This is a genomic window from Ralstonia sp. A12 (assembly GCF_000801955.1).
Taxonomy (GTDB): Bacteria; Pseudomonadota; Gammaproteobacteria; order Burkholderiales; family Burkholderiaceae; genus Ralstonia.
The window spans coordinates 50,282-66,448 of the sequence record NZ_JSZO01000014.1; the positions used below are offsets into that span (position 1 = coordinate 50,282).

Below are 16,167 nucleotides of genomic sequence, written 5' to 3' on the forward strand. Positions count from 1 at the left end.
CATCAGTGGGGTGCCGGTTCCGCCAAGAGTGCATCGATGCGCTTGGTGAGCGCCGGATCGCCTGGCTCGACCTTGCTCGGATACACCGCCACCACGCGGCCGCTGCGGTCGAGCAGGTACTTGTGGAAGTTCCACTTGGGCGGTTGCTTCGTCTGCGTGGCCAGCCATGTATAGAGCGGTGATGCACCGGGCCCCACCACTGCGGTCTTCGAGAACATCGGGAATTTCACGCCGTACGTGTTGTAGCAAAAGTCGGCGATCTGCTTGCTACTGCCGGGTTCCTGTTCGAAATCGTTGGACGGGAAGCCGAGCACCGTCAGCCCCTTGTCGCGGTACTTCGCATAGAGCGCTTCCAGTCCTTCATATTGATACGTGTAACCGCAGTAGCTGGCGGTATTGACCACCAGCACCACGCGGCCGGCGTATTGGCAGAGGTCTTGTGGCGCGTCGTCTTGCAGCCGTTTGACGCGGAAGTTCAGGCTGGCCGGGCAACTGCCCGGCGCAGCGGCCGGCGGCTGTGTTGCGGACACCGCAGGCGCCCCCGTTGCAGCGTGCCCGGTGCGCGGCAGCAGCAAGGCAATGATGGCGATGACGATGGCGATCGCAACGATCAGCAGGTGGTGCCGGCGCAGCACGCCAGACGCGCGCGGGTGCAGGCGCCAATGCAGGCGTCGACTCGGCGTGGGAGCGATGGCAGAAAGCAACATGGCGAGCCTCCGGAAGCCGGCAGTAAGCGGCAATACATGATTTGTCTTCAGTCTAGGGTATAACGCCCCGGGGTCGCGCCGCACCAAAAGTGCTTTGCGCGTTGCACGCCCATCGTCGCTTGTCTCTCATCTGGGCCGCAGCGCTTCCTATACTGGAGGGCACGCCCGGCGCTCCAGGTGACGAACGGGCCCGCCCCACAGAAGACGACGGCCATCGAGCCGCCGATCACATCGCGGCACACCGCGAGGCGATGCGCCACAACCCGGCGTATCAAGGGGGTCGCCAAGTCACGTTGCATGCGTGGCACCGGCAGGCCTGTTGTGACGAGGAAACGGGCAGACATCGTTGTTTTGCTCCGGTGACCACGAAAAACCGGGGCTGGTCAAGCATGTCTGCTAGAATCCGCCTGCAAATTCAAAGGCTTACCATGCTCTATCCCGAATTGTTCAAGTCGTTGGAAGCGGTCCGCTGGAATATGGAAAAGGATATTCCGTGGGATACGTTCGATGCGTCGCTGCTGACCGACGCGCAAGCGCAGACCATCAAGATGAACGCCATCACCGAGTGGTCCGCCCTGCCCGCCACCGAGATGTTCCTGCGTGACAACCGCCACGACTCCGATTTTTCGGCGTTCATGAGCGTATGGTTCTTTGAAGAGCAGAAGCACTCGCTGGTGCTGATGGAGTACCTGCGCCGCTTCCGCCCGGAACTCGTGCCGACCGAAGAAGAGCTGCACAACGTGCGCTTCGAGTTCGATCCGGCCCCGCCGCTGGAAACGCTGATGCTGCACTTCTGCGGCGAGATCCGTCTGAACCACTGGTACCGCCGTGCTTCCGAATGGCACACCGAGCCGGTCATCAAGGCGATCTACAAGCACCTGTCGCAGGATGAAGCCCGCCACGGCGGCGCCTACCTGCGCTACATGAAGAAATACCTCGGCCAGTTTGGTGACAGCGCGCGCAGCGCGTTCGCCAAGATCGGCGTGCTGATGGCCTCGGCCCGCCGCACCGAAAAGCCGCTGCATCCGACCAACCTGCACGTGAACAAGGCACTGTTCCCGCAAGACACCGTGCAGTCGCGCCTGCCGAACCCGGATTGGCTGGAACACTGGCTGGACGAGCAGATCAAGTTCGACGCCGGCTGGGAAAAGAAGGTGATCGAGCGCATCCTGCACAACATGGGTCTGCTGTTCGAGCGCACCTTTGAAACCGTGCAAGACCTGAACCGCTACCGCAAGGAACTGAATGCACGTCTGCTCGGCTCGGCCGAACAAGCTGCCTGATCCTTGCCACTGGCAGTGAGCGGCCCATCGATTCGATGGGCCGTTTTGTTTTTCACTCCGATTTTGTTTGCGCCATGACCGTTCGCCAACCTGCGCCCGCCTTTGAACAGAAGATCTGCGACCCCACTGAGGTGGAGGCCCGCGTGCGGGCGTTGCCGCGTCCGCTGGTGTTCACCAATGGCGTGTTCGACATCCTGCATCGCGGGCACGCGACATATCTGGCGCAGGCGCGCGCATTGGGTGCGTCGCTGGTGGTGGGGGTGAACACCGATGCGTCCGTGCGCATGCTGGGCAAGGGCGACGATCGCCCGCTCAACAAGCAGGATGACCGCCTGGCCGTGCTGGCTGCGCTGGAAGCGGTGAGCCTGGTGGTGCTGTTTGCCGAGCGCACGCCGGTTGAGTTGATTGAGCGCGTGCGCCCCGACATCTACGTCAAGGGCGGCGACTACGACATCGATGCGTTGGAAGAAACGCGCGTGGTGCGGGGTTGGGGTGGGACTGCGCTGGCGATTCCGTTCGAGCACGACCGCTCAACCACTGCGCTGCTCAAGCGCGTGCGCGCAACGTCCTGAAGCTTAGCGTGCTGCCGTGACTGCCGCGCAAGCGTGCAGGTCTTCGGCGCCGAGTGTCTTCTTGAGCGTGGCCAGTTGGGCGGCAACGCCCGAGGCCGCATCGGCGGTGGCTGTCACACGCAGCGACGTCTGCGCGCCGAGCCGGCGCGTTTGCGTGACCACGGCGGTGCGCACGTCCTTGGCGCGCAACTCGTCCAGAAGCTGCTGCGCACGCTCCTTGTCGCGGAACAGGCCCAGCGATACCACAAACGTATTGCCTTCCTGCACGATGGCCGAATCGGCCACGTTGCGGCGCTTGAGTTCGGCCACCTTGCGGTCAGCGTCGTCACGCGTATCGCGGGCGGGCATGTGGACCCACCAGCGGTTGTCTTCCTGGCGCGTGATGCGCTCGACCTGCACGCCTGCTATCTGCTTGAGCTGATCGAAGCCACGCGTGGCCTGCGCGTCGGTCAGACCGGCAAGTTCGGTGCAACTGCCCGCCGTGCCTGCGGCCAGCGCCGTGTGTTCGACGCTGGCCTTGGTGTCGGCCGAGGCGCCGGCCGCTGCAGGCGACGATGCCGGCGCGGCCGGGGGCGCCGCAGCACCGGCAGAGGGTGCAGGCTCAAGAATGCGAATCCCTTCGGTGCGGATCTGGCGCTGCATGCGCTCCGGTTCGCGGTCGCTTTCGAACCAGGCCGAGGGGACGTTCGGCCCGAACACGCCAGTATTGGCCGCCAGCAAAACGCCGTTGACGAGCAGCAGAAGCAGCAGGGCGAGGCGGAGCGTCATGGTGCGGACGGAGGTGGATTCAGACGGTGGCTCGGAATGCAGAAACACGGCGACAGCAACGACAGTAAAACAAAGACGGTGGACTGGCCCCTCACGCCAGCGTCGCCGCACCTTCCCGGTTCGCGCGCGCCAGCACCTGCAGGCCAAGCAGCACGAGATTATCGTGCATCTGGAACGGCATGCGCAGATGTGGAGCGAGTGCCGTACGTGCTCCGCCGCTCAGCACGCAGCGTGCTGGGCCGGGATATTGCGATTGCAGCGTCTGCCACGTCTGTGCGATGGCGCCGGCCTGGGCCGTGACGCAGCCCAGTGCGATGGCGTCCTGCGTGTTGTCGGCCCACGGCGGTGCTACTGCATCGCGCGCGCTGAGGTAGCTGATATCCACTTCGGGCAACTGCGCGGTGTTGCGCGAGAGCGCACGCATCATCAGCGTGATGCCGGGCAGGATCAGGCCGCCGGCAAACAGGCCGTCGGGCGTGACGATGTCGAGCGTGGTGGCTGTGCCGGCCGTTACCAGCAGCAGGGCGGTGTCGGGCCACAGGCTGCGCGCCCCCACCGCGCCAACCCAGCGGTCGGTGCCGAGCTGCGTGGGCTCCCGATAACCATTGCGCAGGCCAGCGGTTTCGGCTTCCGAGGTGGCAATGCGCACGCGTGCACCATCGAACACGCGGGCGATGCGCGCGGTGAGTGCGTCGCGCAGCGCCGGGCCGGCCACTGCGCTGATCCACACTTCAGGCGGCGCGACGCCCAGGGCGTGGCAATCGCGCCAGTCTTCAACGAGTTCTGCAAGCTGATCGTGCGAGCGGGCGCCGGCGTGTTGCCACGGCGTATCTCCGGGTTCCACGGGCAGGGCATCGACGTCGCTGGCAATCCACGCCCACTTGATGCGCGTGTTGCCGGCGTCGACGAGCAGCAGCGGTCGCGCGGGTGCCGAATGCGGAGCCTTCAGGCGTGTCATGGCTGCTCCGCGTCCGCGCTGCGCAGCGAGACTTCGCCGCTGTGGATCCATTGCACGCGCCCGCCTGATTCGATCGCCAGCCGCCCTTGCGCATCGATACCGTGTGCGACGCCCTCCAGCGCGACGGTGCCGTCCTGCCACAGGCGCACGCGCTCGCCGGCAAACGCATCGCGTGCGGCAAACGGCGCAACGAAGGGCGCAAGGCCTTGCGCGCCAAAGCGCTGCAGGTGATCCCCCAGCGACGTGAGCAGCGCAGAGAACACCCCGTTCGGCTCCGGTGCGTCCACCAGTTCTTCCACCCCCGACAGCTCGCGGCCCAGCGTGCTTTCCAACACATGCGGGCGCTCCAGGTTCAGGCCAATGCCGATCACGGCCCAGGTCTGCCCGGGCGCGGTGCGTACGGTCTCGACCAGGATGCCGGCCAGCTTGCGCCCGGCGATCTGCACGTCGTTCGGCCATTTGAGCGCCAGGGCCTGCGCGCTGCCGCTATGCGTTTCAGCGTAGGTTGCCACGGCATCGGCCACGGCAACGCCCACGGCCAGACTCAGGCCGCCGAGCAGCGCAGGCTCACCGGCAAAGGCGCAGGCGATGGAGAAGGTCAGGCCGTGGTCGCCACCCCACGGGCGGCCTTGGCGGCCGCGTCCAGCGGTCTGGCGCTGGGCGGCCAGCACACGCGCGGACAGAAGCGGCGCCTGGCCTGGGCCAGCGGCGTTGGCCGGCCAGGCGGTGTTGCGCACGGCAGCCATCAGGTCGGCACTGGTGGAGCCAGTGGCCTCGACCACCTCGACCGGCCAGTCGGCAGCCGGGCCGCTGGGCTGGATGCGTTCGCGCGTGAGGCGCCAGCGCGCGGAGGGTTCGGCAAGAGACATGAAAAAGGGCGATCAGATTCGCGCAGGGAATGGGCGCATTGTACGAGCGGGGCCTCCAAACCGGGGCCCGGTGCTTGCACCGAGCGGCGCATGAGCCCCACAGTGTGACAGTGTCGGGCAGCGTGTTGGCTACAATCCCACCGATACTCGGCATCACCCGCCCACGGAGAACCCGTTTGATCACCTGCCGTACGCCCCAGCTTGAGGTTCGCGTTGTCGATGGGAAGTCCGTCGCCTTCCTTTCCGGCGACTGGACCACGCTCGCATTGGCCGAGCGGGCGGGCGTGCGCAGCGCGCGCCAGCAGATCCGCGCCGGGCTGGACAACGCCAACGCGTGGTGCCTGACTGAAGTCGGTCGCATCGATCACTTTGGCGCGCAGCTCCTCTGGCGTGCCTGGGGCAACGCGTGGCCGGAGCACCTTGACGCCCGCCCCGACCAGCGCCGCATGATCGACCGCGTTGCCAAGCTCGACCCGGGCGGTTGGAAAAAGCGCTTGGCGCCGCGCATCAACCCGGTGGTGATCCTCGGCAACGGCATGTTCGATTTTTTCGACCACGCCCGCGACGGCGTCGCCATGGTCGGTCAGTTGATGTTCGACTTCGGGCGGTTCTTGCGCGCGCCGCATCTCGGCCCGTGGCGCGAGATCTCGGCCAACATCTACAGCACCGGCTACAAGGCGCTGGGCATCACGGCGCTGGTGGGCTTCCTGATCGGCATCGTGCTGAGCTACCTGTCGGCCAACCAGTTGCGCGTGTTCGGGGCCAGCATCTTCATCGTCAACATCCTGGGCATGGCCATCATCCGCGAGTTGGGGCCGGTGCTGGCGGCCATCCTGGTGGCGGGGCGCTCGGGCTCGGCCATCACCGCGCAGATTGGGGTCATGCGGGTGACCGAAGAACTTGACGCCATGCGCGTGATGGGTATCTCGCATGGCTTCCGGCTGATCCTGCCCAAGGTGATTGCGCTGGCGATTGCCATGCCGCTGCTGGTGGCGTGGACGGATCTGCTTGCGCTGGGCGGCGGCATTCTGGCCGCCAAGTTCCAGCTCGACATCAGCCCGACGTATTTCATCTCCTCGCTGCCCGACGCGGTGCCGGTGGCCAACCTGTGGCTTGGCATCGGCAAGGGGGTCGTGTTTGGCATGCTGATTGCGCTGGTGGCGTGCCACTTCGGCCTGCGCATCCAGCCGAACACGCAGAGCCTGGGCGAGGGGACGACCACCTCGGTGGTGGTGTCGATCACCATCGTGATCCTGGCCGACGCGGTGTTCGCCATCCTCTTCAAGGACGTCGGGATATGACGCGCCCACGCCATCCTCAGCTTGACCACCCGGTCGCGCCGCCCCTCACGCCTGCACGCGAGCGCGTGATCCAGGTGCGCAGCGTCACCAAGCGCTATGGCAAGGTGACGGTGCTCGACAACATCGATCTGGACGTGTTTCGCGGCGAGGTGCTTTCCATTGTGGGCGGCTCGGGCAGTGGCAAGACCACGCTGCTGCGCCAGGTGGTCGGGCTGGAGAAGCCCACCTCAGGCACGATCCACATCTTTGGCGAAGAGCTGACCTGCCAGGTCGGCAACGATCTGCAGTCGATGCGCAACCGCTGGGGCATGCAGTTCCAGCACGGCGCGCTGTTCTCGGCACTGTCCGTGATCGACAACGTGGCGTTGCCGATGCGCGAACTGCGCACCTTGCCCGACGCGTTCATCCAGCGCGTGGCGATGCTCAAGCTGCAGATGGTTGGGCTCAAATCGACCGACGCCGACAAGATGCCGTCGGACCTGTCGGGCGGCATGATCAAGCGCGTGGCGCTGGCACGGGCGCTGTCGCTGGAGCCGGAGCTCGTCTTCTTGGATGAGCCCACCGCCGGCCTGGACCCGCGCGCTTCTGACGACTACGTCGCCCTCATCCGCGAGCTGCGCCAGGAGCTGGGCCTGACCGTGGTGATGGTGACGCATGACCTGGATACGCTGGTGGCGCTGTCCGACCGCATTGCCGTGCTGGCCGACCGCAAGGTGCTGGCGGCCAAGCCGGTGGAACAGATCATTCAGATCGACCACCCGTTCATCAAGGAGTACTTCCTGGGTGAACGGGGCAAACGGGCCCTGATGGCATTGGGCCCTGAGATGACGGAAGCGGTGGCCGCCGCCTCGCTTTCGACGCAGGAGGATTGATGGAAAACAAAGCCCACGCATTCCTGGCCGGGCTGTTCACGATCGGGCTGGTGATCTTCATCGCGCTGGCGGTCGTGTGGTTCAACCGAGACCAGACCGTGCGCCTGCCGTACGACGTGGTCACGCGCTCGACCGTCAACGGGCTGAACCCGCAGGCCGCCGTGAAGTACCGCGGCCTGGATGTCGGCAAAGTCGACAGCATCCGCTTTGACGACAAGGTGCCGGGGCAGATCGTGGTGCGCGTGCTGGTCGACAAGGACGCGCCGATCACCACCACCACCTACGGCCGCCTGGCCTACCAGGGTGTGACCGGTCTCGCTTACGTGCAGCTCGACGACCGCGGCTTTGACAACAGCAAGCGCACGCCCAACCCAGAGCACCTCGCAACGTCGGCCAAGGAGCCGGCGCGCATCCGCATGGAAGCGGGTTTCCTGGACGAGCTGGACAAGCGCGGCGACCAGATGCTCTCCAAGCTCGACCAGACGCTGAGCTCGCTGTCGATCATGTTTGATGACGAGCACCGCCAGCAGCTCACCAATACGATGCAGTCGTTCCAGAAGACGATGGACGCCTACAGCACGCTCGCGCAGCAGGCGGAGCCGACCATGCGCAAGTTGCCGCAGATTGCCGACAACCTGGACGCGACGATCACCTCCACGCGCAAGCTGTCGCAAGCGCTGTCCGACCCCAAGGGGCCGCTGCTGACGACGATTTCCGGCGCCGGCTCAGACCTGGCCACCGCCACGCAGTCGATGCAATCGGCTGCCAACGTGCTGACATATGAGACGCTGCCGCAGCTCAACGGCTTCGCGCGTGAGGCCCGCCAGGCCGTGCGCGGCTTTGACAACGCCGTGACGAGCTTCAACGCCCGGCCGCAGAGCGTGCTGTTTGGCCCGGCCCCCGGTTCGCCCGGCCCTGGCGAGACCGGTTTTACGGCGCCCGCTGCCCGCCAGCCCTGAGGAGAATCCATGCCGAAGTTGTCTGCTGTTCTGCGTCACCCACTCCGCCGCGCGCTTGCACTGTCCGCCCTGGTGGCGCTGGCCGCGTGCTCCAGCGCACCGACTGCGCCCACCGCGCTCTACGATTTCGGCCTCGCCCCCACCGCCGCGAGCGGCGCGCGCCTGCCGACTGCGCTGCGTGTGGCCGAGGTGGCCGGCCCAGGCTGGATGGACGGCAATGCCATCTACTACCGCCTCGCCTATGCACAGGGCCAGCGCACCGACGCCTATGCCAACAGCCGCTGGGTGGAATCGCCCGTGAACCTGTTCGACGCACGCTTGCGCAACGCGGCGGCCGCACGCGGCCAGGTGGTCGGCTACGCCGGGCAGGATGTGCCGATGCTGCGTGTCGAACTGGTCGACTTCTCGCAGGTGTTCGACCAGCCGGGCGCGAGCCGGGGCGTGGTGCGCCTGCGGGCGACGGTCCTCCAGTCGCGCGTGGTGGTCGATCAGCGTGTGGTGCAGGCCGATGCACCGGCCCCGAGTGCCGATGCGGCAGGCGGCGTGGCGGCGCTCACGCTGGCGTCCGACCGCGCCATCGGCGAGGTGCTGGACTGGGTGGCGGGGTTGCCGCTGGCTGCCCGCCATCCGACTGCGGCGTCGCAGCCGGCTGTGCGCCCGCGCTGACCCTCCACCGGAAGAGGGAACCGTCCGCGTCCGGCGGCGTCGGACGGTATGATGGGCAACACTCAAGTCTGCCCCAGTTTGACTGCAGCTCCCGCCGGTGCCGGACCTCCACACACAACCTTCCACGCCTACCCCGCATCGCCACTCGCCGCTCGCACGCGCTGGGCTGGCCTGTTTCGTCTTCCTGGTGGTCTATGCGAGTCTGTATCCGTTCGCGGGCTGGACGGACGCGGGCATCTCGCCGTTTGCGTATCTGACCGCGCCGCTGCCGCGTTACAACACCGTCTTCGACGTGGTGACCAACGTGTGGGGCTACATGCCGCTGGGCATGCTGACGGTGCTGGCGCTGCATCCGCGCATCACGGGCTGGCGCGCGGTGCTGATCGCGCTGGTGGCCGGGCTGCTGCTCTCCGGCGCCATGGAGGCGCTCCAGACCTATCTGCCAACGCGCGTGGCGTCCAACGTGGATCTGGCGACCAACACGCTGGGCGCACTGCTGGGTGCGATCGTCATGGCGCCGTTCTCGGCGCGGCTGATCGACCGGGGTAGCCTGCGCATTCTGCGCAACCGCTGGTTCGAGCCGCACGCCACCTTTGGGATCCTGCTGCTGTTGCTGTGGCCGTTCGCGCAGATCTTTCCGCAGGAGTTCCTCTTCAGCATGGGCGGGGTGATCCGCAGCATCGTGCTGGACCCATCGCCGGATGCGTTTCTGACCAGCGTCATCAACAGCTGGTTTCCGGAGTTGTTCGACTGGCATGACCGGCTGCAGGCGCATCCCGAGGCGCTGCAGCGCCAGGAATTGCTGGAAGCGCTGATCACCGCCTGTAGCTGGATCGGCACCGGGCTGCTGGCCACCATGGCCATGCGCCGTGGTGCACCGGTGCTGCGCCTGCTGACCGCGCTGCTGGCGAGTGCATTGCTGCTGAAGGCCGGGGCGACGCTGCTGCAGTTTCCGCTGGCCGGCGCGTGGGATTGGCTCTCGTCCGGCGCGCGCTTTGGGCTGGTGGTGGGCTCGCTCGTGCTGGTGCTGCTGGTGCGCCTGCCGCGCTGGCTGCGCGGCGCGCTGGCGATGACGCTGCTGATCGCGCTGATTCTCCTGTCCAACGTGTTGCCGCCGAGCCCGTACTCGTGGGTGTCGGCACAAAGCTGGCGGCTTGGGCGCTTCGTCCATTTCAACAGCCTGTCGCAATGGATCGGCTGGCTGTGGCCGTTCCTCGGCCTCGGCTATCTCGCCTGGCGGGCCGAGCAGACCCAACTGCTGCGGCGCGCCAACCGGCGTCCGGACTGACCTCTCATCCATTTGCGTGATGGCGTGCGCCGCCGTCACGTGGCCGACACGATTCCTTTCTACCTTAGCGCCTGTTGAGTGACAGGCGCGCGCTGTATGCGCAGGCCGCCGGTGTCATCTGGAGGTCATCCGTGTGTGCACCCGTGTACGCGATCAGCGTTGCCAGTCGACCGTTCTTCCGCCCAGCGATGTTGGCTGCGGCGGCGCTCGCCGTTGGGCTGGCCGGCTGCGATGCCGCTGATCCGCATGTGCCCGCCGTGGTGCGGGCGCCGGCTTCCACGTTGCCTCCGTCCCCGTCTTCCACGCAGGCTGCCGCCGCTTTGCCCGCCGTGCGGCGCGATGGCCTGGCCCCACCCGTAATGCATACCGTCGACTGACGCCCCAGTCAGTCAGGCGCTGCCCCGTGTTGTTCCCCCCACCCCCCAACACAGACAACAGGTAGAGAACATGACCTCCAAGAGCCGCCGTGGTTTTCTCCGTTCCGCCGCCCAATTGGCTGCTGCATCCGCAGCCATGGGCGCGGTGCCCGAAGGCATTCGCCAGGCGCTGGCGATTCCCGCCCATAACGCGCACCGCAATATCGAGGACGTGCAGCACATCGTGATCCTCATGCAGGAGAACCGCTCGTTCGACCACTACTTCGGCACGCTCAAGGGCGTGCGCGGGTACGGCGATACGCGCACCGTCACGCTGCCCACCGGCAAGAGTGTGTGGCACCAGCCGCTGGTCGGCGCGGTGGGCGAGGTGCTGCCGTTCCGCCCGAGCGCGCCGGATCTGGGCCTGCAGTTCCTGCAAGACCTGCCGCACGGCTGGAACGACACGCACGCCGCCGTCAATGGCGGCCGCTACGACGGCTGGGTCCCGCACAAGGGCACCACCACGATGGCCTACCTGACGCGCCAGGACATTCCGTTCCACTACGCGCTGGCGGATGCCTTCACCATCTGCGACGCCTACCACTGCTCCACGCCCACCTCGACCGACCCGAACCGCTACTACATGTGGACGGGCTATGTCGGCAACGACAACGTGGGCGGCGGCCCGGTGATCGACAACGCGGAAGCCGGCTACGGCTGGTCGACGTATCCGGAGGTGCTGGAAGCTGCCGGCATCTCGTGGAAGATCTACCAGGACATCGGCACCGGCCTGAACGCCGCCGGCTCGTGGGGCTGGACGAGCGACGCCTACATCGGCAACTACGGCGACAACTCGCTGCTGTACTTCACGCAGTACCAGAACGCGCAGCCGGGTACCCCGCTGTACGACAAGGCCCGCACCGGCACCAACGTGTCGGCCGGCGATGGCTACTTCGACGTGCTCAAGCGCGACGTGCAGAACGGTACGCTGCCGCAGGTGTCGTGGATTGCCGCACCGGAAGCCTTCTCCGAGCACCCGAACTGGCCGGCCAACTACGGCGCGTGGTACATCGACCAGGTGCTGCAGATCCTCACCTCCAACCCCGAGGTGTGGAGCAAGACCGCGGTGTTCATCACCTACGATGAGAACGACGGCTTCTTCGACCACCTCGTGCCGGCTTTTGCCGCATCCGGCAGCGCGGGCAGCAATGGCTTGTCAACGGTCGACACCACGGGCGAATACTTCCCGGGCAACAGCAAGTACGGTGCGGGCAGCTATGGCCTGGGCGTGCGTGTGCCGATGCTGGTGGTGTCGCCGTGGTCCAAGGGCGGCTTCGTCTGCTCGGAAACCTTCGACCACACGTCGATCATCCGCTTCATCGAGCAGCGCTATGCGCGCACGCACAACGTCAAGTCGCCGAACATCTCGAAGTGGCGCCGTGCGGTGTGCGGTGATCTGACGTCCGCGTTCAACTTCGCGACGCCCAACGAGGTGGTGCCCACGCTGCCGAGCACCACCGCCTACGTGCCGAAGGACAAGCTGCGCCACGCCAACTACGTTCCGCTGCCGCCGCTGGTGCAGGCGGTGCCCAAGCAGGAGAGCGGTGTGCGTCCGGCGCGTGCGCTGCCTTACGAGCTGTTCGTGCGCGGCCGCCACGACGAGGCCGCTGCCAAGTTCCAACTGGACTTCGTCAACACGGGCGACGTGGGTGCGGCCTTCCTCGTCTACACCGCCGGCAGCGTGGATGCACCGCGCACCTACACGGTGGAAGCCGGCAAGCGCCTGTCGGACAAACTGCCCGTAGGCGCCGGTGGCGCGTACGACTTCACGGTGCATGGCCCGAACGGTTTCCTGCGCCGCTTTGTCGGCAAGCTCACGCTGTCGGGCCTGCTGCATCCGCATGGCCGCCGCGCGCTGGAAGTGAAGGAGGGCTACGACGTGGCTAACGGCAACCTGGAGCTGCGCCTGATCAACCACGGCCGCGCGCACACGACGTTCACGGTCAAGAACGCCTACACGGGCGAGAGCGTGCAGCGCGAAGTGCGCGGCGGTGACGATGCCTCGGTGTACCTGGACCTGCGCGGCCAGCACGCCTGGTACGACCTGACCGTCACGGCCAGCACCGACGCCGGCTTCCAGCGACGCCTGGCCGGCCACGTGGAGACGGATCGCCCGAGCGCGTCGGATCCGGCACTGGGCGCCTAAGAAGAAACACCGGCAGCACCCAAGCAAAACGGCCCGCTGACAGTCACGTCAGCGGGCCGTTCTTCCATGGCGGCGCGATCAGAGTTGTCGCGTGTACGTACGCGCCTGATACAGCGCCAGCGCGCTCAACCCGACGATCATCACGATCGCCAGCACGTCGGCAAACGGGTAGCCCCAGTAGCTCGTCATTGCGTGGTCTCCTTCGGTTCGACGTCGATCAGGCCAGTGTCCGCCATGCGTTGGCGGCCGAACTCGGTGATGGTGTAGCGGAAGTGCATCTTGCCGGTGGCTTCGTCCAGCATGTCGTCCGGCGTCTGCACCAAGCCACCGGAGTACAGGTCGGCCAGGATGGCGCGGATGCTGCCTGTCCAGTAGTCGTCTTCGGGTTTGCCGTATTCGATGCAGGTGCGGTGGGCGATGTCGCCGTCCCACAGGCCGTCGCCGTCGGCCAACAGTTGCAGGATGTAGCCCTTCATGTGCAGCTTCATGCGTGTGTCTCCGTTGTTGTTATGGGAGTGGCAGGCGCCGTGCCGCGAATCACTTCGAGGTTTTCCGAGCTTTCCGACACCATCACGAAGCCGCCGAAGATCACCAGCGCCAGCCCGATCAGGAAGTACCACTCCGGAAACTGCAGCGTGAAGATGGCCGTGAAGAGGGTGGCGAACATCGCGTAGAACGCGCCCAGCGCCTGCCCGCGCCCCACGCCGATCAGCGGGAAGGACTTGTACCAGGCCACCGCGCAGAACGAGAAGGTGAGTCCGCCCACCGCCAGCCACAGCAGCGCCTTGCTATGCACGATGCCCGCGGCAATCTCCGTGACGGGCACTGGCACATGCGCGAATAGCGCGATGGCCGGCAGGATGAGGGCGACCCAGTAAATGGCCTCGGCGGTGTAGCGGATGGAGACGCCGCAATCAGGGTCCGTCACATCCATCGCGCGGCCGACGATCGCGCCTTCCAGGCCCCAGCCGATGGCGGCCATGGCGCCGCCCAGGTAGCCGATCCACTGGTTGCCGCCGCTGTGCGATTCGGCCATCAGCGCCGGCGCGTAGATCGCCACGCCGCCCAGGATGATGATGGCGATGCCCACGGCTGCCCGCGCGCTGATGCGCTCGTTGTACCAAAGCTTGGCCACCGTCGCGCCCACCACCGGATACAGCAGGCCGGCCACCGCCGCGAACACCGCGCCCACATAGCCCATCGCCAGGTATGAGCCGAAGTTGGCCATCAGCCCGCCGGCCACGGCTGCAATGAAGTACCAGCGTGAAATCTTGCGGAACTGGCCGAGGGTGCGGAAGTAATCGCCCAGCTTGCCGAGCGTGCCGAGCCACACCCACTGGAACAGCACCACCATGCAGCTATGGAACGCCGTGATGACCGCCGCACAGGTGAGGAAGACGCGCGGGTCGGAGAGGTCGATGGTGGCGAACGGCGACTCATGCCAGACGGCGGTGCCCGGCACGTACCACGCACCCCACAGGATGGCGGCCCACAGCGCCCAGCGGTAACCCCACTGCAGCGTGCGTCGATGATGTGCCGCGCGGGCGGCGGAAGATGAAGCCAAAGCCGGTCTCCTTGTTCTGTGCGCCGTGCCCGCGAGCCCATCATGCGGGTGGCACGAAAGTTACTGGAGGTGTAAAAATTAACTGATGGTATTTCTGGGTGAGTCTAAGCCGGCCCTCCAGGCTTGCCGGAAAATCAGTCGCAACGATTGACGGGTTTGTCAGAAGTTGACGTATGCAACGTCAAGTGACGGTGGTGCGTCCGTTAAGAGGCGCCCGCCTCGGGCACCAAGTCCACCACGGTGATGAGGTGCAGCGGCGCCTCGGTGGCCGGATCGCGCGCCAGTGACGTGGTCACGCGCACCGGTACGGCCGAGCCATCGCCGCGTACCAGTTGCAGCGAGAGCGCATAGGCTGGCACCGTGCCGGCGAGCAGCTCACCGTACTGGCGCAGGTGGCGTGCAAGGTCATCACGGTGCGTGAGGTCGAGCAGCGTGCGCTGCTGCAGCGCCGCTTCGGACTGGCCCAGCAGCCGACACAGCCACGGGTTGGCACGCAGGCAGCGGCCTTCCAGGCTCACCTGTGCAATGCCGACCGGCGCCTGCTCGAACAGCGTGCGCAGCTTGGCTTCGCTGTCGCGGAAGGCGGCCTGCGCTTCCACGTCGGCGGTCACGTCCTGCGCCGCGCCGATCATCGTCGGGGTGGCCGCTGTTGGGTCCTGCGCCTCGCCTTCTTCGCAGATGTGGCGGCGTGAGCCGTCGGGCAGGGTGATGGTGTATTCCATGCGGTACGGCTGCCGGGTCGCGACCGCCTGGTCCAGCACGGCCTGCACGCGGGCGCGGTCGGCGGGGATGATCGAGTCCAGATACCGCGCCATCGTTACCGGCGTGGCTTGTGGCGCCCAGCCGAAGATGCGGTAGGCCTCGTCCGTCCAGCGGCAGGCGTCGCTGCCGGGTTCCCAGATCCAGCTGCCCAGATGGGCAATCTGCTGCGCCTTGGCGAGCAGCGCCTCCGAGTCGCGCAGCGCGGCTTCGGCCGTGCGGCGCTCAGTGATGTCCAGGCTCAGGCCGATCATCTTGACCGGGCGGTCCTGCGCATCCCGCACGAGCGTGGCGCGTGAGACGATCCAGCGCACCGCATCCGGCGCCGGGTGGATGCGGAATTCATGCGCGTAGACACCGCCGTCGGCCAGGTTCTGCGCGATGGCGGCCTGCACACCCGGCGCGTCTTCCGGCGCGACGCATTGCCAGAAATCTTCCAGCGTACGGATCGGCCGGCCGAACAGGCGCGCGGCATTCGGCGAATACGCCACCGCATCCGTCAGCAGGTTCCACTCCCACGTGACCACGCCGGAAATCTCCTGCGCGAAGGTCATGCGCGCCTCGCTTTCCATGATGGCAGCCAGGTGTTTCTGGCGACCTTCGCGGGCGCGGGTGTCGGTGTTCAGGTTGGCTTCCAGGTCGGCCAGGGCGCGGTCGCCGTAGCGCAGCCACAGCCAGTTCACGTTCAGAAAGCGCGCCAGCGCCAGCAGGTTGGCGTACTCAATCTCGCCGCCGCGCGTCCATTTGTGCACCGCCGAGGGCGATACGCCCAGCGCTGCCGCCACCTGCTTGAGCTGGATGCGGCCGCGCGTCAGCACGCCTTTGAGGCGGCCGGCAAAGCTGTCGTCATCAAGCGGGCCGTCGGATGATGGAAGTGCAGCGGCGGTCATGAAGCGGAATTCACTGGAAGTTGTTCGCGACAGTATAGCGCGTCGTAAATAGCAAAAATCTATTGGTTTGCGTGTTTGTTAGGTCTTAACGATTGGCCTGTGGCAACTAATTTTTCCTAGACTAGTCCATAATTCTCTAAAGGTAAATA

Annotated in this window: 16 protein-coding genes; 9 read left to right on the forward strand and 7 right to left on the reverse strand. The window is 66.3% G+C overall.

Annotation, left to right across the window (positions count from 1 at the left end; genetic code table 11):
• Positions 1–2 precede the first annotated feature (2 nt).
• The gene (locus PI87_RS17175) at positions 3–707 is read right to left on the reverse strand and encodes a glutathione peroxidase (RefSeq protein WP_039598939.1); all 705 of its coding nucleotides are present in this window, start codon (positions 705–707) and stop codon (positions 3–5) included.
• A 428-nt stretch (positions 708–1,135) separates the two neighbouring features.
• Here PI87_RS17175 and PI87_RS17185 point away from each other — a divergent pair, with 428 nt between their 5' ends.
• Together PI87_RS17185 and rfaE2 are read left to right on the forward strand one after the other, a co-directional pair.
• Complete coding sequence (locus PI87_RS17185) at positions 1,136–1,990, forward strand: ferritin (RefSeq protein ID WP_009239234.1); 855 nt, start codon at positions 1,136–1,138, stop codon at positions 1,988–1,990.
• Positions 1,991–2,064: 74 nt separating this feature from the next.
• Positions 2,065–2,562 (forward strand): D-glycero-beta-D-manno-heptose 1-phosphate adenylyltransferase, encoded by a 498-nt coding sequence (gene rfaE2 / locus PI87_RS17190; RefSeq protein ID WP_039598941.1) that lies wholly within the window; start codon positions 2,065–2,067, stop codon positions 2,560–2,562.
• 3 nt (positions 2,563–2,565) lie between these two features.
• Here the strand turns inward: rfaE2 and PI87_RS17195 are convergent, their stop codons facing one another.
• The 3 genes from PI87_RS17195 to PI87_RS17205 form a co-directional block, all read right to left on the reverse strand.
• Complete coding sequence (locus tag PI87_RS17195; RefSeq protein WP_039598942.1) at positions 2,566–3,330, reverse strand: SPOR domain-containing protein; 765 nt, start codon at positions 3,328–3,330, stop codon at positions 2,566–2,568.
• Positions 3,331–3,421: 91 nt separating this feature from the next.
• A complete protein-coding gene (locus PI87_RS17200; protein WP_039598943.1) occupies positions 3,422–4,288 on the reverse strand; it encodes a type III pantothenate kinase in 867 nt (288 codons plus the stop codon).
• Positions 4,285–5,157, reverse strand: coding sequence for a biotin--[acetyl-CoA-carboxylase] ligase (locus tag PI87_RS17205; protein ID WP_039598944.1), 873 nt, complete (start codon positions 5,155–5,157; stop codon positions 4,285–4,287). Before PI87_RS17205 ends, PI87_RS17200 begins: the two co-directional genes overlap by 4 nt.
• A 176-nt stretch (positions 5,158–5,333) precedes the next feature.
• Between PI87_RS17205 and PI87_RS17210 the strand changes: the two genes are divergently transcribed.
• The 7 genes from PI87_RS17210 (at position 5,334) to PI87_RS17240 (ending at position 12,805) form a co-directional block, all read left to right on the forward strand.
• On the forward strand, positions 5,334–6,458 hold the full coding sequence (locus PI87_RS17210) for an MlaE family ABC transporter permease (RefSeq protein ID WP_039598945.1): 1,125 nt from the start codon (positions 5,334–5,336) through the stop codon (positions 6,456–6,458).
• Positions 6,455–7,330: an ABC transporter ATP-binding protein gene (locus PI87_RS17215; RefSeq protein WP_039598946.1), complete on the forward strand. Its 876-nt coding sequence runs from the start codon at positions 6,455–6,457 to the stop codon at positions 7,328–7,330. Before PI87_RS17210 ends, PI87_RS17215 begins: the two co-directional genes overlap by 4 nt.
• Positions 7,330–8,289, forward strand: coding sequence for an MlaD family protein (locus PI87_RS17220; protein ID WP_039598947.1), 960 nt, complete (start codon positions 7,330–7,332; stop codon positions 8,287–8,289). Before PI87_RS17215 ends, PI87_RS17220 begins: the two co-directional genes overlap by 1 nt.
• A 9-nt stretch (positions 8,290–8,298) precedes the next feature.
• Positions 8,299–8,955: an ABC-type transport auxiliary lipoprotein family protein gene (locus tag PI87_RS17225; protein ID WP_039598948.1), complete on the forward strand. Its 657-nt coding sequence runs from the start codon at positions 8,299–8,301 to the stop codon at positions 8,953–8,955.
• A 97-nt stretch (positions 8,956–9,052) separates the two neighbouring features.
• On the forward strand, positions 9,053–10,243 hold the full coding sequence (locus PI87_RS17230) for a VanZ family protein (protein WP_232314017.1): 1,191 nt from the start codon (positions 9,053–9,055) through the stop codon (positions 10,241–10,243).
• Between the two features lie 131 nt (positions 10,244–10,374).
• The gene (locus PI87_RS28590) at positions 10,375–10,620 is read left to right on the forward strand and encodes a hypothetical protein (protein WP_232314018.1); all 246 of its coding nucleotides are present in this window, start codon (positions 10,375–10,377) and stop codon (positions 10,618–10,620) included.
• A gap of 70 nt (positions 10,621–10,690) precedes the next feature.
• Positions 10,691–12,805, forward strand: a complete 2,115-nt coding sequence (locus PI87_RS17240) for a phosphocholine-specific phospholipase C (protein WP_039598951.1) — start codon at positions 10,691–10,693, stop codon at positions 12,803–12,805.
• Between the two features lie 185 nt (positions 12,806–12,990).
• Here the strand turns inward: PI87_RS17240 and PI87_RS17245 are convergent, their stop codons facing one another.
• The 3 genes from PI87_RS17245 to PI87_RS17255 form a co-directional block, all read right to left on the reverse strand.
• Positions 12,991–13,293, reverse strand: coding sequence for a hypothetical protein (locus tag PI87_RS17245; protein ID WP_039598952.1), 303 nt, complete (start codon positions 13,291–13,293; stop codon positions 12,991–12,993).
• Complete coding sequence (locus PI87_RS17250; RefSeq protein ID WP_039598953.1) at positions 13,290–14,369, reverse strand: DMT family transporter; 1,080 nt, start codon at positions 14,367–14,369, stop codon at positions 13,290–13,292. The genes PI87_RS17245 and PI87_RS17250 overlap by 4 nt, the downstream gene beginning before the upstream one ends.
• Before the next feature lie 203 nt (positions 14,370–14,572).
• Complete coding sequence (locus PI87_RS17255; RefSeq protein ID WP_084209999.1) at positions 14,573–16,018, reverse strand: helix-turn-helix domain-containing protein; 1,446 nt, start codon at positions 16,016–16,018, stop codon at positions 14,573–14,575.
• Between the last annotated feature and the right edge of the window lie 149 nt (positions 16,019–16,167).